Source organism: Nocardia sp. PE-7, from assembly GCF_030486425.1.
GTDB classification, from domain to species: domain Bacteria; phylum Actinomycetota; class Actinomycetes; order Mycobacteriales; family Mycobacteriaceae; genus Nocardia; species Nocardia salmonicida_A.
Genome location: NZ_CP129614.1, coordinates 4084508 through 4108464, shown reverse-complemented (window position 1 = coordinate 4108464; position 23957 = coordinate 4084508). Strand labels below are relative to the sequence as shown.

General features: G+C 69.2%; 23 protein-coding genes. 8 read left to right on the top strand and 15 right to left on the bottom strand.

Going from position 1 to position 23957, the window contains the following annotated elements; genetic code table 11:
- Nucleotides 1-168: 168 nt before the first annotated feature.
- From QX204_RS19410 to QX204_RS19375, 8 genes are all read right to left on the bottom strand, one after another.
- On the bottom strand, nt 169-1605 hold the full coding sequence (locus tag QX204_RS19410) for a GuaB1 family IMP dehydrogenase-related protein (protein ID WP_301901236.1): 1437 nt from the start codon (nt 1603-1605) through the stop codon (nt 169-171).
- A gap of 51 nt (nt 1606-1656) precedes the next feature.
- Nucleotides 1657-2517, bottom strand: coding sequence for a DMT family transporter (locus QX204_RS19405; protein ID WP_301901234.1), 861 nt, complete (start codon nt 2515-2517; stop codon nt 1657-1659).
- A gap of 120 nt (nt 2518-2637) precedes the next feature.
- Nucleotides 2638-4038: a DEAD/DEAH box helicase gene (locus tag QX204_RS19400; RefSeq protein WP_301908041.1), complete on the bottom strand. Its 1401-nt coding sequence runs from the start codon at nt 4036-4038 to the stop codon at nt 2638-2640.
- Nucleotides 4039-4356: 318 nt separating this feature from the next.
- A complete protein-coding gene (locus tag QX204_RS19395; RefSeq protein ID WP_301901232.1) occupies nt 4357-5295 on the bottom strand; it encodes a M56 family metallopeptidase in 939 nt (312 codons plus the stop codon).
- A 64-nt stretch (nt 5296-5359) separates the two neighbouring features.
- Nucleotides 5360-5749, bottom strand: a complete 390-nt coding sequence (locus tag QX204_RS19390; RefSeq protein ID WP_281220972.1) for a BlaI/MecI/CopY family transcriptional regulator — start codon at nt 5747-5749, stop codon at nt 5360-5362.
- Between the two features lie 62 nt (nt 5750-5811).
- The gene (locus QX204_RS19385; protein ID WP_301901231.1) at nt 5812-6636 is read right to left on the bottom strand and encodes an ABC transporter ATP-binding protein; all 825 of its coding nucleotides are present in this window, start codon (nt 6634-6636) and stop codon (nt 5812-5814) included.
- The gene (locus tag QX204_RS19380) at nt 6633-7793 is read right to left on the bottom strand and encodes a FecCD family ABC transporter permease (protein ID WP_301901230.1); all 1161 of its coding nucleotides are present in this window, start codon (nt 7791-7793) and stop codon (nt 6633-6635) included. Before QX204_RS19380 ends, QX204_RS19385 begins: the two co-directional genes overlap by 4 nt.
- Nucleotides 7790-8836 carry a FecCD family ABC transporter permease gene (locus tag QX204_RS19375; protein WP_301901229.1) on the bottom strand — a complete coding sequence of 349 codons (1047 nt, stop codon included), beginning with the start codon at nt 8834-8836 and terminating at the stop codon, nt 7790-7792. The genes QX204_RS19380 and QX204_RS19375 overlap by 4 nt, the downstream gene beginning before the upstream one ends.
- Before the next feature lie 110 nt (nt 8837-8946).
- Between QX204_RS19375 and QX204_RS19370 the strand changes: the two genes are divergently transcribed.
- Nucleotides 8947-9645, top strand: coding sequence for a hypothetical protein (locus QX204_RS19370; protein WP_301901227.1), 699 nt, complete (start codon nt 8947-8949; stop codon nt 9643-9645).
- Nucleotides 9646-9680: 35 nt separating this feature from the next.
- Here QX204_RS19370 and QX204_RS19365 read toward each other — a convergent pair whose 3' ends face one another.
- From QX204_RS19365 to QX204_RS19350, 4 genes are all read right to left on the bottom strand, one after another.
- A complete protein-coding gene (locus QX204_RS19365; protein ID WP_301901225.1) occupies nt 9681-10718 on the bottom strand; it encodes an alpha/beta hydrolase in 1038 nt (345 codons plus the stop codon).
- Nucleotides 10719-10837: 119 nt separating this feature from the next.
- Nucleotides 10838-11350, bottom strand: coding sequence for a pyridoxamine 5'-phosphate oxidase family protein (locus QX204_RS19360; RefSeq protein ID WP_301901224.1), 513 nt, complete (start codon nt 11348-11350; stop codon nt 10838-10840).
- Nucleotides 11347-11568: a hypothetical protein gene (locus QX204_RS19355; protein WP_301901223.1), complete on the bottom strand. Its 222-nt coding sequence runs from the start codon at nt 11566-11568 to the stop codon at nt 11347-11349. The genes QX204_RS19360 and QX204_RS19355 overlap by 4 nt, the downstream gene beginning before the upstream one ends.
- 34 nt (nt 11569-11602) lie before the next feature.
- Nucleotides 11603-14827 (bottom strand): AfsR/SARP family transcriptional regulator, encoded by a 3225-nt coding sequence (locus QX204_RS19350; RefSeq protein ID WP_301901221.1) that lies wholly within the window; start codon nt 14825-14827, stop codon nt 11603-11605.
- A gap of 184 nt (nt 14828-15011) precedes the next feature.
- Here QX204_RS19350 and QX204_RS19345 point away from each other — a divergent pair, with 184 nt between their 5' ends.
- Nucleotides 15012-16589, top strand: a complete 1578-nt coding sequence (locus QX204_RS19345; RefSeq protein ID WP_301901219.1) for an MFS transporter — start codon at nt 15012-15014, stop codon at nt 16587-16589.
- 105 nt (nt 16590-16694) lie between these two features.
- Here the strand turns inward: QX204_RS19345 and QX204_RS19340 are convergent, their stop codons facing one another.
- Nucleotides 16695-17300, bottom strand: coding sequence for a maleylpyruvate isomerase family mycothiol-dependent enzyme (locus tag QX204_RS19340; RefSeq protein ID WP_301901217.1), 606 nt, complete (start codon nt 17298-17300; stop codon nt 16695-16697).
- 69 nt (nt 17301-17369) lie between these two features.
- Between QX204_RS19340 and QX204_RS19335 the strand changes: the two genes are divergently transcribed.
- A complete protein-coding gene (locus tag QX204_RS19335) occupies nt 17370-18365 on the top strand; it encodes a MerR family transcriptional regulator (protein ID WP_301901215.1) in 996 nt (331 codons plus the stop codon).
- Here the strand turns inward: QX204_RS19335 and QX204_RS19330 are convergent.
- On the bottom strand, nt 18320-18832 hold the full coding sequence (locus tag QX204_RS19330) for a L,D-transpeptidase (RefSeq protein ID WP_301901214.1): 513 nt from the start codon (nt 18830-18832) through the stop codon (nt 18320-18322). The two genes, QX204_RS19335 and QX204_RS19330, sit on opposite strands and share 46 nt — an antisense overlap.
- A gap of 499 nt (nt 18833-19331) precedes the next feature.
- Between QX204_RS19330 and QX204_RS19325 the strand changes: the two genes are divergently transcribed.
- Complete coding sequence (locus tag QX204_RS19325) at nt 19332-19715, top strand: PaaI family thioesterase (protein WP_056815339.1); 384 nt, start codon at nt 19332-19334, stop codon at nt 19713-19715.
- A 107-nt stretch (nt 19716-19822) separates the two neighbouring features.
- A complete protein-coding gene (locus QX204_RS19320; RefSeq protein ID WP_301901213.1) occupies nt 19823-20647 on the top strand; it encodes an SDR family NAD(P)-dependent oxidoreductase in 825 nt (274 codons plus the stop codon).
- A gap of 53 nt (nt 20648-20700) precedes the next feature.
- Here the strand turns inward: QX204_RS19320 and QX204_RS19315 are convergent, their stop codons facing one another.
- Nucleotides 20701-21273, bottom strand: a complete 573-nt coding sequence (locus QX204_RS19315; RefSeq protein ID WP_301901212.1) for a 3'-5' exonuclease — start codon at nt 21271-21273, stop codon at nt 20701-20703.
- 251 nt (nt 21274-21524) lie between these two features.
- Between QX204_RS19315 and QX204_RS19310 the strand changes: the two genes are divergently transcribed.
- Genes QX204_RS19310 through QX204_RS19300 form a run of 3 tightly spaced genes read left to right on the top strand, consistent with a single transcriptional unit; the run spans nt 21525 to nt 23899 of the window.
- The gene (locus tag QX204_RS19310) at nt 21525-21827 is read left to right on the top strand and encodes an urease subunit gamma (protein ID WP_056810177.1); all 303 of its coding nucleotides are present in this window, start codon (nt 21525-21527) and stop codon (nt 21825-21827) included.
- Nucleotides 21828-21836: 9 nt separating this feature from the next.
- Nucleotides 21837-22181, top strand: a complete 345-nt coding sequence (locus QX204_RS19305; protein ID WP_301901210.1) for an urease subunit beta — start codon at nt 21837-21839, stop codon at nt 22179-22181.
- The gene (locus QX204_RS19300; RefSeq protein ID WP_301901208.1) at nt 22178-23899 is read left to right on the top strand and encodes an urease subunit alpha; all 1722 of its coding nucleotides are present in this window, start codon (nt 22178-22180) and stop codon (nt 23897-23899) included. The genes QX204_RS19305 and QX204_RS19300 overlap by 4 nt, the downstream gene beginning before the upstream one ends.
- Nucleotides 23900-23957: the final 58 nt, after the last annotated feature.

Sequence of the window (23957 nt, the reverse complement as noted above, 5' to 3'; positions counted from 1 at the left end):
GCCCTTGGACGCGGGTGACAACTGGATCCTTTCGGGGCGGGAGTAGAGCATGTGCCGTGGTCGGCTACTCCATAGTAATCGGTGCCCTCCCATGATGTGTCAGCGGCGCGGCCTCGGACACGGCGACGGCGGCCGATCGAAGGTTCGATCGGCCGCCGTGCGCGGGGTTCACCAGCCGCTGGGCAGCGGCCGACCCTCGGCGAAGCCCGCCGCGGACTGCACGCCGAGCACGGCCTTGTCGTGGAATTCCGGCAGTGAGCGAGCGCCGGCGTAGGTGCAGGAACTGCGCACACCCGAGCAGATGTGGTCGATGAGGTCCTCGACACCGGGGCGCTCGGGATCCAGGCGCATCCGCGAGCTGGAGATGCCCTCCTCGAACAGCGCCTTGCGGGCGCGGTCGAAGCTGCTGTCGGCGGCGGTACGGGCGGCGACGGCGCGCTTGGACGCCATGCCGAAGCTTTCCTTGTACTTGTTGCCGTCGCGGTCCACGCGCAGGTCGCCGGGGGACTCGTAGGTGCCGGCGAACCACGAACCGATCATCACGTTCGACGCACCCGCGGCCAGCGCCAGGGCTACGTCGCGAGGGTGCCGAACGCCACCGTCGGCCCAGACGTGTACGCCGAGTTCCTTTGCGGCGGCGGCACATTCGGCCACGGCGGAGAACTGCGGGCGACCGACGCCGGTCATCATGCGGGTGGTGCACATGGCGCCGGGGCCGACACCGACCTTGATGATGGTCGCGCCCGCCTCGGCCAGATCACGGGTGCCTTCGGCGGAGACCACGTTGCCCGCGACCAGGGGCAGCCCGAGGCCGAGATCGGCGACGGTGCGCAGCGATTCGAGCATCTTGGTCTGGTGTCCGTGCGCGGTATCGAGCACGAGCACGTCGGCGCCCGCCTCGGCCAGCGCCTTCGCCTTGGCGGCGACGTCGCCGTTGATGCCGACGGCGGCGGCGACGCGCAGCTTGCCCGCTTCGTCGACGGCCGGGGTGTAGATACCCGCGCGGACGGTGCCGGTGCGGGTCATCACGCCGGCGAGCGTGCCGTCGGGGTTGGTGAGCACGGCGAGCTGGGCGTGGGCTTCGGCGAGGCGGTCGAAGATGTCGCGCGGGGACGCCTCGACGGGGACCTGGACGAAATCGGTGAAGGCGACCTCGCGCAGGCGCGCGAACCGGTCGACATCGGCGCAGGCGGCCTCGGTGACCACGCCGACCGGCTTACCGCCCTCGACGACCACGACGGCGCCGTGGGCGCGCTTGTGCATCAGCGCCACCGCGTCGGACACCGAACGATCGGGGTCGAGGGTGACAGGGGTGTCGGCGGTGAGCGAGCGGCTCTTGACGAACGCGATGGTGTCGGCGGCCGCCGGGATCGGCAGGTCCTGGGGGAGCACCACGATGCCGCCACGGCGAGCGACGGTCTCGGCCATCCGCTTGCCCGCGACCGCGGTCATGTTCGCGACCACGAGGGGGATGGTGGTGCCGGACCCGTCGACGGTGGCCAGGTCCACATCGAACCGGGACGCGACCTCGGTCCGGTTCGGGACCAGGAACAGGTCGTCGTAGGTCAGGTCATACGGCGGCTGGGGTCCCGGAAGAAATCGCACTTGATTGATAGTAGCCCTGTGAGCACCGCGGCGGGCAAATCTCGCGATGTGTCAGCGCGCGGGCTCGGCGGCGACCGCTCTGGTCTGGCACAGGGCCACGGTCGCCGCGCACATCACGACGACGCAGATGCCGACGACGACCAGGCCGAAACCGTTGGTGCGCAGGTGTTCGTTCAGGGCGGTGAGGCCGAGGAACGCGGCGGCCAGCGGTTCGGCGATGGTCGCCGCGGGCAGTGAGGCCGCCAGCGGTCCGGCCTGGAACGCGCGCTGTTGCAGGTACACGCCGAGCAGTCCCGCGGCGACCAGCGTCCAGGTCTGCCACCCGCCGAGCACCGCGCCGATCCCGTCGCCGAACAGGGTGACCACGCGGTCGGTGAGTGCGGCGGCCACACCGAACAGGGCGCCACCGGCGAGACCGAGCGCGAGCGCCTGCCCCGATCGGCTGTTGATCATCAGCCCGGTGACGGTCGCGGCCACGACGACGCCGAGCACAATCGCCAAGGGCGCCAACCACTCTCGAAAGGGTGCGGTGTCCTCGCCCGCGGTCGGATCACCCACGATCAGGAACAGCGCGAGCGCCGCGACGAGGATCAGGGCGATGGTGGCGGCCCGCGCGGTGATCCGCTGCCCGTTCAGCCGCGCCGACAGCGGGAGCGCGAACACCAAGGCGCTCACCAGAATCGGTTGCACCACCAGCACTGCGCCGAAGGTCAGCGCGAGGACCTGCATGCTGTAACCGCCGACGTCGCCGACGATTCCGGACCACCAGCGTGGGCTGCGGAGCAGACCGCCGACGAGGGACGCGTCTTCGGGCACCGCCGAGGCCGCCCGCTGCTGCGCTACGGCGCCCACCGCGATCAACATGGCCGCGATGAGCGCGCACACGACGGTGGCGATCTCATGGTTCGTCACGGACTCAGTGTGCGGGATCCGGCCCTTCTCGGCGCTGATCCGCGACCGGAAGTCGCGGTGTTCGCCGCACCGGGAAACAGACGCGTGGCCGAACCGTAATCGGTTCGGCCACGCGATAACTCAGTTTGCCGTGCGGTTGCGGGTCACGGCAGGAGACGCCGGACGCGCGGCGCGACGACGAGAATTCGTCGGCGTGTCGCCACTGCGGGCGTGTCCACCGGCCCCCGCGGGCTTGCGGGTACGCGACTCGTGTGCCGGACGCTCGCGCCGCGGAGCGCCACCACGTCCCGCCTCGGCGGTAGGTGCGCCGCCGGTGCGCGGACGACGGGTGCGCCCGCCGCCGGTCGCCGACCGAGTCGGCTGCGCGGGTGCGACCGGGGCCGCCAGGGCGATGCCGCTGGGCTTGCGGGCGCCGGTGATCTCCACCAGGTTCCGGTCGCCGGGGCGCACGTCGACGCCGTCGGTCCGCACGCCCGCCTTGCGGGTCATCGCGGCGACGTCCTTGCGCTCCTCGTCGGTGACGAGGGTGACCACGACGCCGTCTTCACCGGCGCGCGCGGTGCGGCCCGCGCGGTGCAGGTAGGCCTTGTGCTCGGCGGGCGGGTCGAAGTGCACGACCAGCGAGACGCCGTCGATGTGGATGCCGCGCGCGGCGACATCGGTGGTGACCAGCACCGGCACCGACCCGTCGGCGAAGGCCGCCAGGGTGCGCACACGGTTGTTCTGGGCCTTGCCGCCGTGCAGCGAGCCCGCGTCGACACCGGAGCCGCGCAGCTGCTTGGCCAGGCGGTCGGCGCCGTGCTTGGTGCGCACGAACATGATGGTCAGGCCCTCACGTGCGGCGATCTCGGTGGCCACGGTGCGCTTGATGTTCTTGTCGCGCACGTAGAGCAGGTGGTGGGTCATGGTGCTGACCGACGCCTCGGCGGGCGCGGTCGAGTGGGTCACCGGGTTGTGCATGTAGCGCTTGACCAGCTTGTCCACGTCACCGTCGAGGGTGGCCGAGAACAGCAGTCGCTGACCCTGCTTGGGGGTGCGGTCGAGCAGGCGGGTGACCTGGGGCAGGAAGCCCATGTCGGCCATGTGGTCGGCCTCGTCGAGGGCGGTGATCGACACGTCCGACAGGTCGGCGTTGCGCTGCTTGATCAGGTCGTCGAGGCGGCCGGGGGTCGCGATGAGCAGGTCGACCCCGCGCGCCAGACGATCGGCCTGACGTTTGATCGGCGCGCCACCGACGACGGAGGCCACGCGCAGGCCCAGCGCGCGGGCTGCCTCTTCGAGGGCCTTCTCGATCTGGGTCGCGAGTTCGCGGGTCGGCACCAGCACGAGACCGCGCGGGCGGCCCGGCTTGGAGGGCGAACCCTGGGCCAGGCGGGTCAGCATCGGCAGGCCGAAGGCCAGGGTCTTGCCCGAGCCGGTCGGGCCGCGACCGAGCACGTCGCGCCCGGAGAGGGCGTCGCCGATCGTGGCGGCCTGGATGGGGAAGGGCTTGTCGATGCCCGCGTTGCGCAGGGTCTGCACCAGTTCGACGGGCAGGCCGAGTTCGGCGAAGGTCGGTTCGTTGGGCACGGCAGAGTTGGTCAAGGTGGCCTTTCGTTGGGCTGCGAATCGCACCGAACGATGGTCGGCGCCGATTACCCGAATACGCGCCTCGGCGTGAGCGGGGTGCGGCCCAGCAGGAAGGACCGGTCTCCCAGGATAGGCGTGTTCGGCCTCGGGTGGGTAAACAGGCTGGTCAGGTCAGCGGTTGTGGCAACGTCTGTTCCGCTGTGCGCCCCCGGCCGACAGCGTGGCCGGCGCGTCACGAACGCGGCGCGGCGGTGGCGGCGGATCGCCAGGTCAGCCGTGGAAGAGCCGGTTGAGTTCCTGCAGCCACGGCACCGCGACGGCCAGTGTCGGCACGACCAGAATCGCGGCCGAGCCGAGGTAGGCGGCGGTGGCGACTCTCACGTCTCCGGTGGTGCTCGCGAGCCGTTGGATGCGGATGAGCGTGCTCGGTCCGCCTGCCGCGAGCGCACCCTGCGGTGCGGTGGACTTGGCGCAGGCGATGAGAGCGCGGGCGAGGGGCTTGGGGCCGGTCACCTTCACGGCGGAGTCGTCGGCGAGCAGTTCGATCAGCAGTTTCACCTGGCCGAGCGCGGCCTTGCTGCGAACCACCCGCGGAAAGGCCTCGTGGACGGCGGTGAACGCCTCGAGCACCAGATCGTGGCGTGCGCGCAGATGCGAGCGTTCGTGGCTCACGATGGCGGTGACCTCGGAGTCGTCGAGGTTGGTGAGTGTGCCTTCGCTGATCACGACCCGCTGGCGTAGGCCGGGCAGGCAGTAGGCGATGGGTTCGGTGGCGGCCAGCACGCGGATATCGGCGGCGCGGCGCACCGGGCCGCCCTGATCGAGCAGGTCGACCAGCATGCGATGGCGGGAACGGCGGCGTCGGGTGTGCACACCGACTCGCACGATCGAGAACATCAGCCGGGCGCCGACCATCAAGGTCAGCGCGAAGACCAGCACATACAGCGTCCACAGGGGCAGACCGAGCGCGTCGATCTCCTGGGTGGGCGAGGTGGTCGGCCTACCGTCGGGGCCGGGGACGAGCAGCAGGCTGGCGATGGCCAGCCCGGATCCGAAGGCGCTGAGCACGGCGGCCAAGGCGATCGCCTGCCACAACACCAGTGCCGCGCGCGGGCTGCGGTGCACCCAGGTAGCGCGACTGAGCAGCGCTGGTACCGGCCCTGCGAGAAGCAAGGCGAGACCAGCAAAGACTGCCGCGGTTGCGTTCATCGACTCTGCTCACTGCGTTGTGGGGCCAGGGGCGCTCACTCCATTGTGAGAGCCGCCAGGGAGTCTAGCCGCTGTTTTCGTCGGATTCGAGCTTGGCGAGCGCCTCGCGCAGGGCATCCGCCTCGTCCTTGCCGACCTGTTCCACGAAATGCACCAGCGCCGCAGCGCGACTACCTGCGGCGTCGGCCTGTTGCAAGGCGTCGACCATCAGGCTCGCGACGAGTTCGTCGCGGGTGTGAACCGGTGCGTATCGATGGGCGCGATCGTCGCGTCGCTGCACGACCAGATCTTTCTTCGCCAGTCGTTGGAGCACCGTCATCACCGTGGTGTACGCGAGCTCGCGCCGCGCGGCCAGCGCTTCGTGTACCTGCCGCACCGTGAGTGGCTCATCGGCCGACCACAACTGGTCCATGACCGCTTTTTCGAGTTCGCCGAGACCTGCCATCCCACCGATTTTACGGGCTCAACGACAAACATGCGTACTACAGATTGTCGTAACGGGGTGTTTGCTGTGTGTCATTCGTCATAGTCGGCCGCGCCGTGCACATGTCGGGTGCCGATCGGGACGACCATCGGCCGCCCCGAGACCGGATCCGTGAGCACCGTGGCCTCGAGCCCGAACACCTCGGCCAGCAGTTCGGCAGTGACGATGTCGGCCGGTTTACCCTGCGCGACGATCTGGCCCGCGCGCATGACCACGAGCTCGTCGCTGTAGCGGATGGCGAGGTTGAGATCGTGCAGCACCATCACCACCGTGCGCCCGTACTCGGCATGCAGCCGGTCGACGAGGTCGAGGACCTCGAGCGAGTGCGCGAGATCGAGGTAGGTCGTGGGTTCGTCGAGCAGCAGGATGTCGGTGCCCTGGGCCAGCGCCATGGAGATCCAGGCGCGCTGACGTTGGCCGCCGGAGAGTTCGTCGAGGGTGCGGTCGGCCAGGTCGGCGATGCCGGTTTGGGCCAGCGCGGCGGCGACCTCGGTCTCGTCGTCGGCCGACCACTGCCGCAACCAGGACTGATGCGGATGACGTCCGCGCGCGACCAGGTCGGCGACCGTGAGCCCCTCGGGCGCGACCGGCGTCTGCGGCAGCATGCCGATCACCCTGGCCACGTCCTTGGTCTTCATCGACGAGATGGCCTTGCCGTCGAGCACCACCTGGCCCTCGCGCGGGCGCAGCAGCCTGCCCAGCGACTTCAGCAGTGTCGACTTGCCGCAGCCGTTGGGTCCGATGACGGTGGTGACCACGCCGGGCGCGATGTCGAGGCTGAGCTCGTCGACGATCACCCGCTCGCCGTAGCCGAGGGACACGGCGTCGGCGGCGAGGCGATGGACGGGGCTGGTCATGAGAGCGTGGCCTTCCGATTCATGCGAACGAGCAGGTAGAGCAGGAACGGTCCACCCAGCGCGGCTGTGACGATACCGACCGGCAGGTCGACGGGCAGGAGCGCGCGCGAGGCGACGTCGGCGCCCGCGACCAGGGCGGCGCCGGTCAGCGCCGAGGCGATCAGGGGCTCGCCCGCGGTGCGCAGCGCCATTCTCGCGATCTGCGGTGCGGCGAGGGCGACGAAGCCGACCGGCCCCACGGCGGCGGTCGCCACCGAGGCGGCCACGACCGACGCGCCGATGAGCAATGCCTGCTGCGACTGGATCCGCACACCGAGCACCCGGGTCGAGTCCTCGCCGAGGCGCAGCGCGGCCAGCGTGCGCGCCGACACCAGCGACACCACGGTCACCACCGACAGGGCGATGGCGGCGGGCACGACCCGCGACATATCGGCTCCGTTGAGCGAACCGGTGAGCCAGAGCTGGGCACGGGCGGCATCGGTCAGGCTGGCGCGGGTGAGCAGCCAGCTGATCACCGACAACAGGACCGCGTTCACGCCGATGCCGATCAGCACGAGCCGGAATCCGGTGACGCCGTGTTCGCCGCCGCCCCCGCGACCCCAGGCCAGCAGATAGATGACGACCGCGGTCAGCAGGCCGCCGGTCAGCGCGGCGATCGGGGCCCCGACGGTCGCGAGCAGTCCGGTGGTCGCACCACCGCTGCCGACCAGCACCGCGACGGCGCCGACGCTCGCGCCGGTGGTGATGCCGAGCACGTCCGGCCCGGCCAGTGGATTGTGCAGGATCGACTGCATCAGCGCGCCCGACAAGCCGAGCGCGGCCCCGACGATCACGGCTGTCAGCGCACGCGGCAATCGCGATTCGATGATGATGAAGCGCTGCGATCGGGTGCCGCCGCCGCCGAGCACATCGAGTACGCGACCCAGCGGGATGTGGGTATCGCCGACGGCGATGTCCAGGCAGAACAGTGCGAACACCGCGACTACCAGCGCCAGCACGACGCCGAACACGACCGGCCGCAGGACCAACGACACCGGCCCGACCCGCAGCGCGGGGCGCACCCTGCGCAGCTCGGTCACCGCTCGATCCGTTCGGTCGGCGGGCGCGGGTTCGGCGGCTACCCGGTCGGTGGTCTTGCCCATCTCGACCTCACTCACAGCGACACCAACTTCTTTCGACGCACCAGGGCGATGAAGAACGGCGCGCCGATCGCGGCCAACATCACCCCGACCTGGAGTTCACCTGGCCGCGCGATCACCCGGCCTGCCACGTCGGCGACGAGCAGCAGCAGCCCGCCGAGCAGTCCGGAGTAGGGGATCAGCCACTTGTTGTCCGGTCCGGTGATGGTCCGCGCCATGTGCGGAACCACCAGCCCCAGAAACGCGATCGGCCCGATCGCCGCGGTCGCCCCGCCGCTGAGCAGCACCACCGCGAACAGGCCGAAGGCCCGCGCCCGGGTGACGTCCACGCCGAGTCCGCGGGCGACATCGTCACCGAGGCTCAGCAGATTCAGGCTGGGTGCCGCGGCCACGGCCATGCCGACGCCGAGCACCAGAAAGGGCAGCACCTCCCAGAACACTTCCGCTTCGCGCCCGGCCACATTGCCGACCACCCAGAACCGATAGGTGTCGAGCGCCGCGTTGTCGAGCACGATGATCGCGTTCGTCATCGCCTGGAGGAAGGCGGTCACCGCCGCGCCGGCCAGGATCAGGCTCAGCGGACTCGCCTTACCCCCGCCGATCGAGGAGACCCCGAACACGATCACCCCCGCGATCGCCGACCCGGCGAAGGCGAACCAGATGTATTGCGCGGGTGCGGTGAACCCGAACAGGAAGATGCTCAGCGCCGCAAGAAATCCGGCGCCCGCATTCAGTCCTAGCAATCCGGCATCAGCGAGCGGATTCCGGGTATACCCCTGGATGAGCGCGCCCGCGACCCCCAACGCCACTCCGGCGAACAGGGCCAATGCGGTGCGCGGCAGACGCAGCTCACGCACGATTTCCTCGGCGGTGGAGCGGGCCGGGCAGTGGAACGGGCCGCCGACGCAGCCGAGGGCGTGCGTGACGGCGTCGAACACCGTGGTGGGTGCGAGCGAGCGGGTGCCGATGGCAATGCTCGCCACCACCGCCACGGCGAGCAAGACAACGAGCAGCAGAAGCCCGGTCAGACGACGACGTCTGACGGTGCCAGGGTGGATCACGGCGACGAACTTCTCCTGCCTCGAAACCGGACACGACTTGTGAAGTCTGGTAAGCCTAACCTATGTTCCGAGACATCATCGTCACGGGAACCAACGTTCGAGGAGGTTCGATGTCCGAGCCCGTCACCACCGCCACTTCCTGCACCACCGCCGTGTTCGACCGCGCCTGTGCCAGGTTGCAATCGCTGCAACCCGAGCATCCGCGGGTGTATGCCGTCGCGGCGATGAGCGGGCAGGGCAAACGGCGATGGTGGCATGTGCCCAACGGGCTCTCAGAGGGCCGCGTCGAACTGATGTACCGACGTCACGCCGCGGAAATGATCAACGACGAGATCGCCGCCGAAGTGGTCGCCACCGCGCTCATCCACGCCGTAGCGGGTCGGGTCACCGCCCTGTTCGTCATGGACGCGCAGGCCTGGGACCCCGGCCGCGACAACCTGTGGATCCACCACGACAACGACGGCGGCATCGACTGGGCGGGGTTGACCGACACCAGGATTCGCGTCGTCGACTGCGACCCCGAACCCGGCGCGGTCGCCTTCCCCTGCGAAGCCGCCATGGCGGTCTGGCTCGCCCACCGCTGTGCCTCCTCGCTGATCCCGTTGCAATCGGTGCTCACCCGCTGCTCCGGTCTGCCCGCTCGCCGTTTCTGGACCCTGGTCGGTGAATCCATTATCGGCGCAGCGACTTACGTCCCCGACCTGGCGCGCGCCGACGTGTCCGCGGGGGCGCGCCGCGGCCAACTCCTGCTCGGCGCGTTCGAGGAACGCGGCCTCCCTGTTCGCCGCAGCAGTTGCCTGCAGCGCTGACGAGAGTGCTACTCGGACAGGCGATCACCAGGGTTTCATGGTAGGCCGAGGGCTGTCGCCATCATCGGCCATGAGGCGTGGAGGTCGTCCTCCCAGTAGCCCCAGGAGTGGGTGCCGGTCGGGCGGATGTTGTAGGTGATGTTCGTGCGACCGAGTCCTCGCGTCCGCTGTGCCAGGTTCGCCGTGCAATAGGCCGTCGCGGCTTCGATCCCGCCGCCGACGAGCATCTGATTCGTCAGAATCGACGTCGGGTTCTTGCCGCTGATGTGCACGCGCGGATTCGACAGCGTGTCGTGTGGACCCGGCAATCCGGTGCCCGCGGAGATGTAGATCGGAATATTCGGCAACCGATGGGCTTGCACGTAGGGATCGTGCTCGCGCCATGCGGCGTCGTTGTCCGGACCCCACATGTTCTCGGTGTTCCCGCCGCCCATCCGCACCACGAGGGAGACGAAGGCGCGGCCGATCGGATCGCTGGTCATCGCGCAGCCGCTGTAGGCGGAGACGCTGCGGTACAGCTCGGGCGCCTGGATCGCGAGATCGAGGACCGAGGTTCCCGCCATCGAGATGCCGGCCAGGGAATTGTCGCCGTTCGTACCGAAGGCCGCGTCGATCACGGGCGGCAGCTCCTGGGTGAGGAACGTCGTCCACATGTTGTTGCCGTTGTTCTCGAGGTTCTTCGCCAGGCCCGCGTCCGGTCGGCGCCAGTCGGTGTAATAACTGAACGCGCCTTCCATCGGCACGACCACGTTGACATGCTTGTCGGCGAAGAACCCGCCTGCATCGGTCTGACCCGGCCAATTGGCCGAATCCTCGCCGCCGCCCGCGCCGTTGAGCAGGTACAGCGTCGGTGCGGGCGTCGAGGTGTCGCTCGGCCGCAGCACCCGCAACGCGATCGTGCGATCCATCGCGGGGGAGTAGACGCTGATGTCGGCGACCCGGTCGGTCTGCGTCCGGCTCACCAGTCGCGCGCCGGGGGCGGCCGATGCCGTGGCGTCTACCGAGACGGGCGTCGAGGCGACTGCCACGGCACAGGCGGCCGACATGATCGCGCGGAGCATTACGTTCTTCATCGTGTTGCGAGCCTGTTCGGGTGGTCATTACCGTCGGTATCGGATGTGATGCCGGTAACTTATCTCCCCCCGGGGAAGTGTGGCAAGCCGATGTTTCACTCGTCCGTTCCGCGAAGCTGTCAGTCCTCCTCGGGTCGGCCTCGCCAGATACGGGCCGGAATTCCGCTGACCAGATCCCGGCGCCGCAGCACTTGGATCCGCCACGGGTCGAGGCGAAGTACCTGGAACGCCGGGTCGTCGGGTCCCTGCCAGAACTGCGCGGGGTCGTAGCCCGCGCCGGGTGGACTGCCGTGCCGGTACAGGTCCCACACGTGTGCTCGCTCGCCGGCATCGTCGGTCCATGCGGCGACCGCGTCGATGGCGACGGTGTTCTGTGCCGGGCTCCAATAGGAGAACGTCACGTGCGGATTTCCCGCGATGTGGGCGGCCTTCACCGGGGTGCGGTAGGTCCCGAGCCAACCGACCGGGCGCTCGGCGACGGTTTCCCAGACCGGAATCAGGACGCGCGACCGTGGCCTGCCCAGATTGTCGACGGTGGTCATGGTCGCGTAGTTGACGGCGCCGACGATGGCGTCGAAATCGGGCTGGAGATCGACGAAGGCGCGAACGTGGGCGCGGGTGCGGTCGCTCACTGCTGCTCCTCGACGCGTTCGAGCACGACGACCGGAATCGGCCGCGCGGCCAGTGGGGCGTGGTGAAGGTAGACGCCGGTGCGGCGGCCGAGGGTGGTGAGGACGAGGTGGTCGGTGGTGCCGCCTTCGCGGGGGCCGTCACGCCCGTCGGTGGCGAGGTAGCGGCGGCCACGGTCGGTCACCGAGGGGTCGGGGCTGTCGGTCACGGTGTGAGTCATGGGTTCACCGTGCGCCCACGGCCTTCGGACGGACTCAGGATCGACTTCGGGCCCGCTCGGCGTGCAGCGTCTGGGGATCGGCGGTCCGGCCCGCGTCGAGTTCGGTGGCGTACCGGTCGGCGCCGATGTCGGCGACGACGCGTGCCTGGATGCGGTCGACATCTCCGCGTTCGGCCTCGGGCAGCGGAGCGCCGGTGGACCGGCGGAGTGTGTCGGCGGCTCCGAGCAGGTGGGCGGCGTGCGCGGAATACCCTGCGAGCGAACGGGCTCCGGCGAGACCCTCCAGCGCGAGCGCGTGGGCCCTGGGGTCGCCGGTGCGCAGGGCGGAGTCGAGTCCGCGCAGGTGGCGCTGTTCGGCGTCGTCGGCGTCACCGGCGAGTTCGGCGGTGAAGCCGAGTTCGGCGAGGATCAGGGCGGCGCCGAAATGCGAACCGGCCCGCAGGTGCCAGTCCAGCCAGGTGCCCAGATACTCGCGGGCCGCGGCCAGGTCGCCGCGGCGCCTGGCGACGAGGCCCAGCCCGAGTACCGCGGATTCCTCGCCGACGAGGTGTCCCTGGTCGACCGCCACCCGACGGGCCCGCTCGTGCAGCTCGGCGCTGCGGTCGAGCTCGCCGCGCAGCAATGCGATCCGGCCGAGCGAGGTGAGCCGCTCACCGACTTCGGTCCACAGGCCGAGCTCTTCGGCGGTGGCCAGCGAGCTCCGGTGATAGTCGCGGGCGGCCTCGAGGTCGCCGGTCACCTCGGCATGGCTGCCGAGCAGGAATCCCGCGATGGCCTGACCCCAGCGATCACCCACCCTCGCGAACAGATCCCGGCTCCGTTCGGCGTGCTCGCAGAGTCCAGCCAGGTCGCCGCGGGCGAACGCCTCCCTGGCCAGCGATACCGAGGCCGCCGCGACACCCCAGTCATCGGCATTGTCGGCGAAGGCATTTCGCAGGGCGGACGGGTCGTCCATGCCCTGGTGAGCGGCGAATCCGGAGTACACGTGCGCGAGATACCAGCGGGCGCGCAGTTCGGCCGGTGTCGGTCGTTCGGTCACGGTGGGCAGTGTGTCGACGGTGCGGCCGACCCCGACTTCGAGCGCGTCGCGCCACAGCAGCGCCACCCGCCGCACGGCCGGGTCGGTCTCGCCGGGCACCGCGAGGGCGGTTCCCAGCGACCGGATGCCCTCGGCGAGGCGTCCCCGCATCACCCAGTACCAGGCGAGCGCGTTGACCAGCCGTAGCGCGTCCACGGATCTGCCCGCAGTACGGGCAGTGTCGAGCGCCCGGCGCAGATCGGCGGATTCGGTGTCGAGCCGCGAGAGCCAGCGCCGCTGGTCTCCGGTGCGCAGGTGCCGGTCGGCGTGTTCGGCGAACGCGAGGTAGTAGGCGAGATGGCGCAGCCGCGTATCGGATTCCTCGCCGCTGTCGCGCAGCTGTTCGACACCGTAGGCGGCGATGGATTTCAGCAGGCGGTAGCGCGGGCGGGCATCGGCGGCGGGCGTGATGATCAGGGAACGATCGACCAAGCGGGCCAGCAACTCCGCGACCTCGGTACCGACGACTGCGCCACCCGGGCAAACCGCCTCGGCCGACTCCAACGTGGCACCGTCGGCGTAGACCGAAAGCCGCCGCAGCACAGTGCGTTCGGGCTCGTCGAGGAGTTCCCAGCTCCAATCGATCACCGCACGCAGGGTGCGCTGCCGATCCGGTGCGTCCCGATAACCGGACGACAGCAGGGTGAAGCGATCCTCGATCCGTTCGGCGAGGGTATGCACGCCGAGTGCGCGGACCCGGGTCGCCGCCAGTTCCAGTGCCAGTGGGAGGCCGTCGAGACGGGTGACGATGGTGGCGATCGCGGCGGCGTTGTCGTCGGTGACGGTGAACCCGGGTGTGCTCGCCCGAGCGCGTTCGACGAAAAGCTCAGCGGCAGCGGCTGTTTCCGCTGACGCCGGATCCCCCGGGGTGGGGACGGTCAATGGTGTCACGTGCCAGATGTATTCGCCCGCGATGTTCAGCGGCACCTGACTGGTGACCAGCACTCGGAGGTCGGGAGCGGCGGTCAGTAGCCGCGACACGACCGTGGCGGCGGCGTCGGCGACGTGCTCACCGTTGTCCAGTACGAGCAGCAGCTGCTTGCCGCGCACCGCTTCGGCGAGATGAGCGAGCTGAGTGCCGTTGTCGGGCAATGGGAACGGGCTCGAACCCGCGGAATCGTCCCGGATCTCGAAGGCGGCCGCCACGACCTCGGTGAGTGTCGTCATGGCGCTGCCCGGATCGTCCCCGAGGCACAGCCCGGCGAGCTCGACGAACAAGACGCCGTCGCGTGCGGAATGCTCGGCCGCGGTCGCCAACGCGAGACGGGTCTTGCCGACTCCGCCCGGTCCGGTGAGGGTTACCAGTCGTTCGGTCCGGATCAGCGCGTCGATCGCGGCCAGGTCGTCTTCGCGCCCGATGAGCGAGGTCGCGGGTACCGGCAGTGCGGGGCGCGGTGTCACCGGTGCTGCGGGTGCGGGCCGAACTCGCGCACCGAGCGACGGATCCTGTTCCAGCACAGCGCGATGCAGGGCGGCTAGCTCGGGGCTCGGGTCGAGCCCGAGTTCCTCGGCGAGATGTTCGCGCAGGCGCCGATAGGAATCCAGGGCTTCGCCGTGTCGCCCCGACCGGTACAGGGCCAGCATGTGCGCCGCGCGCAGCCGTTCGCGCAAAGGATGGAGGGCGGTGAGCTGACCGAGTTCGTCGGCGACCTGATCGTGCTCGCCGAGGGTGATCCGGGCCTGCGCGAGTTCCTCGACGGCCGTGAGCCGCTGTTCCTCGAGCCGCAGCATCGGTATCCGCGCGAAGTCGTGATCGGCGAGGTCGGCCAACACCTCTCCGCGCCACAAAGCGAGGGCGTCAGCGAGAAGCTCTGCCCGAGAACCGGTGTCGTCGGCGGCGCGCGCTCGGTGGAGCAACTGCTGGAACACCTGGGAGTCCACCGCGGCCTCGGCGACTTCGAGGAGATAGCCAGGGGAGCGCGAGACCAGCAACTCCCGCCCGCCCGCTTCGGCGTCGCCGAGGACACGGCGCAATTGCGAAGCCCGAGTCTGCAGCGAACCCGCCGGGTTGGCGGGCAACGCCGTACCCCACAGATCCTCGACGAGCCGATCGGCGGGCACGATCCGACCCGGTTCCACCAACAGCGCGCCGAGCAGAACCCGCACCTTGAGTTCTGGAACCCGGACGGCTTGTCCCTCGTCGGTCCAGACCGCCAACGGACCGAGCACTCCGAAACGCATGTCACCCACCCTAAACGGCCCCGGTACGGGTTCGGCGATGCGCCGCATCGGGCGACGCCGAGCCTCGCGCACGCTGCCGTGGCGACGGCCGCTCGAGGTCGTCCGGAGTCGGTCCTAAGGGTTCCCGAAGTGTGGCCCGGCACTGTCGGTCCCAGTTCGAATCGTCCTCGAAGGGAAACTCCTGATGTCCGCGTTCACCGATATCCCCGAGCGGGCAGGTACCCGCCAATGGCTGGGACTTGCGGTCCTGCTGCTCCCGACGGTGCTGCTGTTCCTCAGCATGACCGTGCTGTTCCTGGCCACCCCCTATATCGCGGCCGACCTGTCACCGAGCAGCGGCCAGCTGTTGTGGATCAACGACATCTACGGGTTCGTGATGGCAGGGTTCCTCGTCACCATGGGCACTCTCGGCGACCGGCTCGGTCGGCGCAGGCTGCTGCTCGCCGGTGCCACGCTGTTCGGCATCGCCTCGGTGCTCGCCGCGTTCGCTCCCGGCCCCGACCTGCTGATCGCGGCGCGTGCGCTGATGGGTCTCGGCGCGGCCGCCGTCATGCCCGCTACGTTGTCGCTGATCGCCACGATGTTCCGCGACGACCGGCAGCGCGCCACCGCCATCGGTCTGTGGGCGGCATCGGTGTCGGCCGGGGTGGCGCTGGGCCCACTGCTCGGCGGTCTGCTGCTCGACTCGCTGTGGTGGGGTGCGTCGATGCTCATCGGCGTGCCGGTGATGGCGCTCGTCGTGCTCGCGGTGCCGGTGCTGATTCCGGAATACCGTGCGCCGGAGGCGGGTCGGCTCGATCCGATCAGCGTCGCCTTGTCGCTCGCCGCGCTGCTGCCGTTCGTCTACGGCGTGAAGAAGCTGGCCGAGACCGGGTTCGCCGCCGAACCGGTGCTCACCGTGCTCGCCGGTGTGGTGTTCGCGGTGGTCTTCGTGCGCAGGCAGCTGCGACTGCCGGACCCGCTGCTCGATGTGCGGCTGTTCGCGAACCGGACCTTCAGCGGCTCGCTCGGCGTGTACATGCTCGCCGCCATCGCACTGGGCGGGGTGTATCTGCTGTTCACCCAGTACCTGCAGTTGGTGGCCGCGCAGTCGCCGCTGCGGGCCGGGCTGTGGATCCTGCCGGCGGCGATCGCACTGGTCATCGTCTCCACGGTGACCCCGGCCATCGCTCGTCGTGTCCGTCCCGCGTATGTCATCGCCGCGGGGCTTGCGCTGTCGACCGTCGGCTACCTGGCACTCACTCAGGTCGAGAGTGTGGCGGGATTGCCGCTGCTCATCGTCGGCTTCTACATCCTGTACCCCGGCATCGCCCCGGCCATGGCGCTGATCCCCGGGCTGGTCATCGGTGCGGCACCCGCGGAGAAGGCGGGCGCGGCGTCGGCGGTGGACAGCACCGCCAGCGATCTGGGTGTGGCGTTGGGCGTCGCCCTGCTCGGCAGTATGGGAGCGGCGGTCTACCGCGCCGGAATGTCGGGTGAGGCGGGCGCTGCCGCGGAGACCCTGCCCGGCGCGCTGAGTTCGGCCGAGTCCCTGCCCGCCGAGGTCGCCGAGTCCGTCGTGGCCGCGGGCCGGGAGGCGTTCACCCACGGCCTCAACGCCGCGGCCTGGACTGCCGCGGTGCTCTCCGCGGCGGGTGCGGTGCTGGCGGTGGCGCTGCTGCGCCGGATCCCGGCCGGTGCCACCACAGTTCCGGAAACCGAAGAGAGAGTAGATGTCTCGGTCGGCGATGGCCTCGCCGAGCGTGGCACCGTCCCCGCCTGACCTCCTGCGGAAGTCCCGGACCAGCGATCCGCAGCGCCTCTCGGTGCTGCGGATCGCTGATGTTATCGCCGAGTATGTGTGCACCGCAGTGTCTTTCGGTGGTCGCTAGCGTTCGGGAGCGATGCGGCCGGTGACGATCATGAGCAGTTCGGCCGCTGTGCCGCTGACCGTCGTTCCCGCGCCGGCCGTCCATCCGGTTTCGGTCGCGGCGAGGGCGTATCCGGTGAGTCGAGTCCGCGCGTGAAACGGTGCCCCCATCGTCCAGACCCGTTCCAGCGACAGCTGTGCCGCCGCCGTCGGCATCACCCGTGCGATGCCGAGCGGGACGGCGATGTCCTGACCGTGGACCAGCAGATCCATCAGCCGGTCGATCGGTGTGGTGCCGATCGGGATGGCTCTGGAGTCGATCGTGGCGTGCAGTTCGGCGAGCAAGTCGGCGGTCGACGTTCGATCGGCGTGCCGGACGGCGGTGTCGCGGATGAGACGGTCGGTATTGCCGCGAGCGCGGATCAGGTTCACCACCAGGGCGACGATCGTGACCCGAGTGGCCAACACGAGATGGGCCACGACGTCGCGAACACGCCACCCCGCGCACAAGGTCTCGGTGTCCCACGCCGATTCGGGCAGCTCGCGCAGCAATTCGACCAGGGTGGCGCGCTCCTCGGCCACCGCCTGCCAGATCGTGTCGTTCATCGTGTCCTGTCCGGTCATCGTCGAGTCTCCTTCGTGGGGCGTCCTCGGTACCGTAGGAGTTCCACCGAGGTGGAGGTGCCAGCGAAAGTGACTCACATCACACATCTGACGATCGGCGAGCTCGCCGCCCGCACCGGCGTCGCGGTGCGAACGGTCCGGTACTACTGCGATGCGGGCCTGTTGGATGCCGCGCGCTCGCCCACCGGGCATCGGGTGTTCGAACCCGGTGCGGTCGATCGACTCGTGCTGTTGCGCCGGCTGCGTGCCTTCGGCATCGGACTCGGGGCGATCGAAGACGTTCTGGACGGCACCCGGTCCATCGCGGAGGTGATCGCCGCCGAACGGGTCGCCGTCGACGACGAACTCGACGCACTGAACCGTCGCCGGGCGCTGCTGCGTGCTGTCGAATCGGCAGCCCCGGGCAGGCACGGGGAACACTTGAATCTGCTTGCCGCCGTGGTCGATCCGCGCGCCGCCCACGACGTGCTCGTGGCGTTCTGGCGCCGCCAGCTCGCGCCGCTACCGACCTCGGCCATCGACGGATTCCTCAGCATGAACGTCCCCGAACTGACCGCCGACGCCCACCCCGAACACCTCATCGCCTACGCGGAACTGCTTGCCGCGGTCTCGAACCCGGACATCGCCTCCGCCATGTACGACACCATCCGCCACCGCGGCACCCCCGGAATCCGCGACGAAAGTCGCCTACTGTTCGACGTAGCCGATGCCTGTGAGGCCGTGGCGCCCCTCGTCGCCGCGGGCCGCCCACCTCACCCCGGCGCGGAACTCGACCACTACGTCGGCATCCACGCCACCGCTCGCGGCCGCCGCGACACCCCGGCCTTCCGCCGCCGACTACTCACCGACACCGCGGGAGCGGACCGCCGAATCCGCCGATATTGGCATCTGACGACAACGTTTACCGGCGCCGCCGTCACCACCGGCGCCGCCCAACTCTGGCTTGTCGACGCCCTGACCACCTCGGTGACGCGACAAGGGGAGGCCGATGACCGACCTCCCCTTTCTCGAAGCAGAACTCAGGCAACAACTTCGACGATGTCGCCCGGTTCCAGCCACTCGTAGTGCGCCTTCGCGCCTTCGGGAGTCAATCGGATGCAACCGTGGGACTGCTCCTCGGTGGGTCCGATGTGGTAGGCGATGTCGCCGTTGAAGAAGACCGCGTACTCCATGGGGGCGTTGTGCAGGGTGCTCCAGTGGAACGGCTTCTTGAACGCCACCTTGAACACTCCGGGGGGCGTCTCGTAGCCGGGACGGCCGTGCGACATCGGGCTCGGCCCGAAGGTGACCTTGCCGTTGTCCATCAACCACGCGTTGTTGGTCGACAGTTGCAGGCACGCACGCGCTTTCTCGCTGCACGGTGCCACTACGGGCTCCGGCGGCGGCGCGGGAACGATGGCGGGCACGCCGGGCACATCGGGCCCGCCGGGCCACAGTGGTTCGGCCTGGACGGGTGCTGCGACCGCGGCCCCGACCACGGCCACACACATCGCCGCCTGCACGGCCCACCGGGGAATACGACTACTACTCACGAAATCTTGCCTCTCTCGCCGCGCCCACCCCTGGTCGTCGTACGCCCAGAACATGAGCTTTCACCATCGACACAAGCCTCGGAAACATAGGAGGTACAGCGATCATGGAGTATTGCGATCGTGTTGAGCAAGCCATGGGTCCGGCTACCGGCGCGTCACATGTCGAGGGTCGATGCATGTCACCGCAACGCGGTCCGACGCTTCGGTGACTGTGCGCGCCGGGCGTACTCGGTGGCGTTGTTCGCGGACGAATCGTCGGCCGCGGAACGGCAGGAACTTGACTACTTAGGTAAGCCTGACCTACTCTGAACTCGGCGTACGGATGAGTCGGTGGTCCCGAGGGCTGCGGTCGACTCCGCCATCCTGCCGCGGCGGGCTCCGTTTTAAAGCGGAGCCCGCCGCTACGTCTTACCGGGCTGTCGCGCACGTTTTCGGATGGTGTAAACCGGACCGTATGAGCGAAACGCCCCTGTCCCTGGCCGATGTCACCCCCGAATTGATGACCAAGGCCAGCGAAGGCACCTTCACCGACCTCATCGGCCTGCGCTACACCGAGGTCACCCCCGACCGGGTGCGCGGCGAATGGACAGTGCGCCCCGAGCTGCACCAGCCCGCCGGCATCCAGAACGGCGGCGTCTACTGCACCATCATCGAGACCCTCGCCAGCGTCGGCGGCGGCGTCTGGTTCGGCGAGCGCGGATCGGTCGTCGGCGTCAACAACAACACCGACTTCCTGCGCGCCGTCCGTGAGGGCGTTCTCACCGGTGAAGCCACCCCGATCCATCGCGGCCGCAGTCAGCAGCTCTGGGTCGTCGTAATCACCGATGCCGACGGTCGCACAGTCGCCCGCGGCCAGGTCCGCCTTCAGAACCTCGCCGCCTAGCGTCCTGTCGAGCAAGGGGACCCCGGCGCTCCCTGGTGAACCCGCTGGTTCAATTCAATGAACGAATATGGTGACATCGGTGCATTGCGCCGATAGGATCACCTCCCGTGAAGCACGTTGTTGTCGCGGGCGGGACCGACGGTTTGGGACGGGCGGTCGCGCTGGATCGACTGGCCAAGGGTGATGCCGTCATCGTTATCGGGCGCGATCCGGCGAAAGGCGCGGAGTTCCTGGCCGCGGCGGCGGCCGTAGGAGCGGGCCGACCCGCCCACTTCGTCCGGGCCGATCTGAGCTCGATCGCCGAGACGCGCACCGCGATCGAAGCCGTTCGGGCCTCCTTCACTCGACTCGACGCTCTGGTGCTGTGTGCGCGGCATTACCGGTCCGAACGGCTGGTCACGGCCGAAGGATTCGAATACACCTTCGCCCTGTTCTATCTGAGTCGGTTCGTGCTGAGCTACGAACTCCTCGACCTGTTCGACTCCGCTGCGGCCCCGGTCGTCTTGAACGTGGCAGGCCCCGGAAGCGGGACGAGCGAGATCCACTGGGAAGATTGGGGTTTCGAGCGTGGCTATCACGGCTTGCGCGCCCTCTCCCAGGGCGGACAGCTCAACGATCTCCTGGGTATCGAGTTCGCGCGACGAGCGCCCTCCCGCGTTCGCTATGTCCTGCTGCATCCAGGCGTGGTCGATACCGGGCTGTCGGGCGACTACGACGCCGAGATGGCAGCCAGAGTCGAGGCGATGCGCGCTACCGCGCAATCGATCGACCAGGCGATCGGTCCGATCCTGGGCGTACTGGATGAACCGCCGACGGAGGCGCTGACCGCGATCGTGCAGGGCGCACGGCTCGATGTCGACGGACCCGCCTTCGATACCGCGGCGGCCGCGAGGCTTTTCGACGAGACGTCCGGACTGCTCGCTCGGCTGTGAAGGGAGCTGCGGCGGTGGTGGAGGCCACAGTCGACGACGGGCGGAACTGCGCGTCAGTCGGCGGTGGTGACCCGCCACCCGCCACGGCCGAGGACATCCGCGACCAGCGCGCCGATATTCCACGCGTCGTCATCGCCACGGTGGTGTGTGCCCTCGAGGGGGATGTCGGCGATTCGGAGCGCGTGGTCCATGCCCGGCCGTCGACGCAGGTCGTAGGACTCGGCGAACACCTGTTTGGCGTTGGTGTGCTCGGGGCCGAAGGGATACTCGACGCCGGTCGCCGCGCACTGGGTGCGGAACTGCTTGCGGTCGTAATCGCCCCAGCTCGCCCACGGCCGCGCACCCGCCGCGAACTCGCTGCCCAGTAGACGGCACGCCTCGCCGAACTCGACACCCTGATCGACCTGCTCCTGGGTGAGAGTGGTGAGCTCGGTGCAGAAATCGCTCACCGTGGACCGGGTCGGCCGCACGATGATCCCGTGTTTGCCCACCCTGGTTCGGGTGGCGAGATCGACCACGGTGATCCCGATCTCGATGATCTCGTTGGTCTGCCCGGCCGGAGGGTCCCCTGCCCAGCAGGTGGCTTCCACATCGACCACGTTGAGCAGGCCGGCCCATTCGTTCATGGGTGCGACGGTACGGGCGCGCGATGACGCATTCCAGCAATTATTCGTGAGGGAGTGGGCCCAGGCGGAGCGGGCGCGGCTGAAGCTCGGTGGGTGACGCGGCCGCTTCCCGGCCGAGTGATGGGCCCATCGTTAACAACTCGTTAACCACCTCGGGGTCCTCCCCGGTCGCGCTCGGCGGCGGTCGCCGTGTAGACGCGGGACGTGCCAGAATGTCGCTCACCGACCACGACCCGCCGAGGAGAGAACGCATGCGCCTGTCGCCGCACGAGCAGGAACGGTTGCTGCTGAGTTATGCGGCCGAGCTGGCGCGCCGGAGGCAGGCGCGGGGGCTGAAGCTCAACCACCCCGAGTCGATCGCGTTGATCACCGATCACGTGCTCGAGGGGGCGCGGGACGGGCGGACCGTGGCGGAACTGATGTCCTCGGGGCGGTCGGTGCTCACCCGGGCGGACGTGATGGACGGGGTGCCCGAGATGATTCACGACGTGCAGGTCGAGGCGACGTTTCCCGATGGGACCAAGCTCGTCACCGTGCACCACCCGATCGGATAGGCGACGCGCATGATTCCCGGCGAATATCTCTGTGCCGAGGGCACGATCGAGCTGAACGCGGGCGCGGTGCGCGTCCAGCTCGAGGTGGTCAATACCGGTGACCGTCCCGTGCAGGTGGGCAGTCATGTGCATTTCCCCCAGGCCAACGCCGCGCTGGAGTTCGACCGCGAGGCCGCCTACGGGCACCGGCTCGATATTCCGGCCGGTACCGCAGTGCGTTTCGAACCCGGTCTGCCGCAGCGGATCTCGCTGGTTCCGCTCGGCGGAACCCGGGAGGTCCACGGCATCAGCATGAACCCGCCGGGGCAGTTGGATGCAGATACTTCACCGCGACGTCCGGAAGAGAGTCGATGACCGAACTGAGCCGCGCCCGCTATGCCGAACTGTTCGGGCCGACCACCGGCGACCGTATTCGCCTGGCCGACACCGACCTGCTCATCGAGATCACCGAAGACCGCAGTGGCGGACCGGGTCTGGCCGGTGAGGAAGCGGTGTTCGGCGGCGGCAAAGTACTGCGCGAGTCGATGGGGCAGTCGCGCGCCACTCGCGCCGACGGCGCCCCCGACACCGTCATCACCGGTGTCGTCATCATCGACCACTGGGGCATCATCAAGGCCGACGTGGGTATCCGCGACGGCCGGATCTGCGGCATCGGCAAGGCCGGTAATCCCGACACGATGTCGGGCGTGCACCGGGACCTGGTCGTCGGTCCGTCGACCGAGATCATCGCCGGTAACGGCCGCATTCTCACGGCAGGCGCCATCGACTGCCACGTCCACTTCATCTGCCCGCAGCTGATGGACGAAGCGCTCGGCGGCGGCATCACCACGCTCATCGGCGGCGGCACCGGCCCCGCCGAGGGTTCCAAGGCCACCACCGTCACGCCGGGCTCCTGGCATCTGGCGCGGATGCTGGAATCGCTGGATCACTGGCCGATGAACATCGTGCTGCTCGGCAAGGGCAACACGGTCAGCCAGGAATCGATGTGGGAGCAATTGCGTGGCGGCGCATCGGGTTTCAAGCTGCACGAGGACTGGGGTTCCACCCCCGCGGCGATCGATGCGTGCCTCACTGTCGCCGACGCGGCGGGCGTGCAGGTGGCGTTACACTCGGACACGCTGAACGAGGCCGGCTTCGTCGAGGACACCCTCGCGGCCATCGCCGGGCGCGGCATCCACGCCTACCACACGGAGGGTGCGGGCGGTGGCCACGCGCCCGACATCATCACTGTCGCATCGCATCTGAACGTGCTGCCCAGCTCCACCAACCCCACACGGCCGCACACCGTCAACACCCTCGACGAGCACCTCGACATGCTCATGGTGTGTCACCACCTGAGTCCGTCGATCCCCGAGGACCTGGCCTTCGCCGAATCACGGATCCGCCCGTCCACCATCGCCGCCGAAGACCTTCTGCACGACCTGGGCGCCATCTCCATGATCGGCTCGGACTCCCAGGCGATGGGCCGCATCGGCGAGGTGGTGATGCGCACCTGGCAGACCGCCCACGTGATGAAGCGCCGTCGCGGCGCCCTGCCCGGCGACGGTGCGGCCGACAACGCCCGCGTGCAGCGCTACATCGCCAAATACACGATCTGCCCGGCGGTTTCGCACGGTCTCGACGACGAGATCGGTTCGATCGAAGTCGGCAAACTCGCCGACCTGGTGCTGTGGGAGCCCGCGTTCTTCGGTGTCCGCCCGCACGCCGTCCTCAAGGGCGGCATGATCGCCTGGGCCGCGATGGGCGACGCCAACGCCTCGATCCCCACCCCGCAGCCGGTACTGCCGCGCCCGATGTTCGGCGCCGCGGCCCCCGCCGCCGCGGCCACCTCGCTGCACTTCGTCTCCGAACAGGCCATCGACGACGGCCTCGCGAACCGCTTGAACGTGCGCCGAAAGCTGGTGCCGGTCAAGAACGCTCGCCGCGTCACCAAGGCCGACATGCCCCACAACGACGCCATGCCCCGCATCGAAGTGGACCCCGACACCTTCACTGTCCGCATCGACGGCGAAGTCTGGGCCGAACAACCCGCCACCGAACTCCCGATGGCCCAGCGCTACTTCCTTTTCTGAACCGGCGCCGGGGTGGGCTAGGCTCGTCGCGATCCGAGCGGGGGGTGTCGGCACGCCT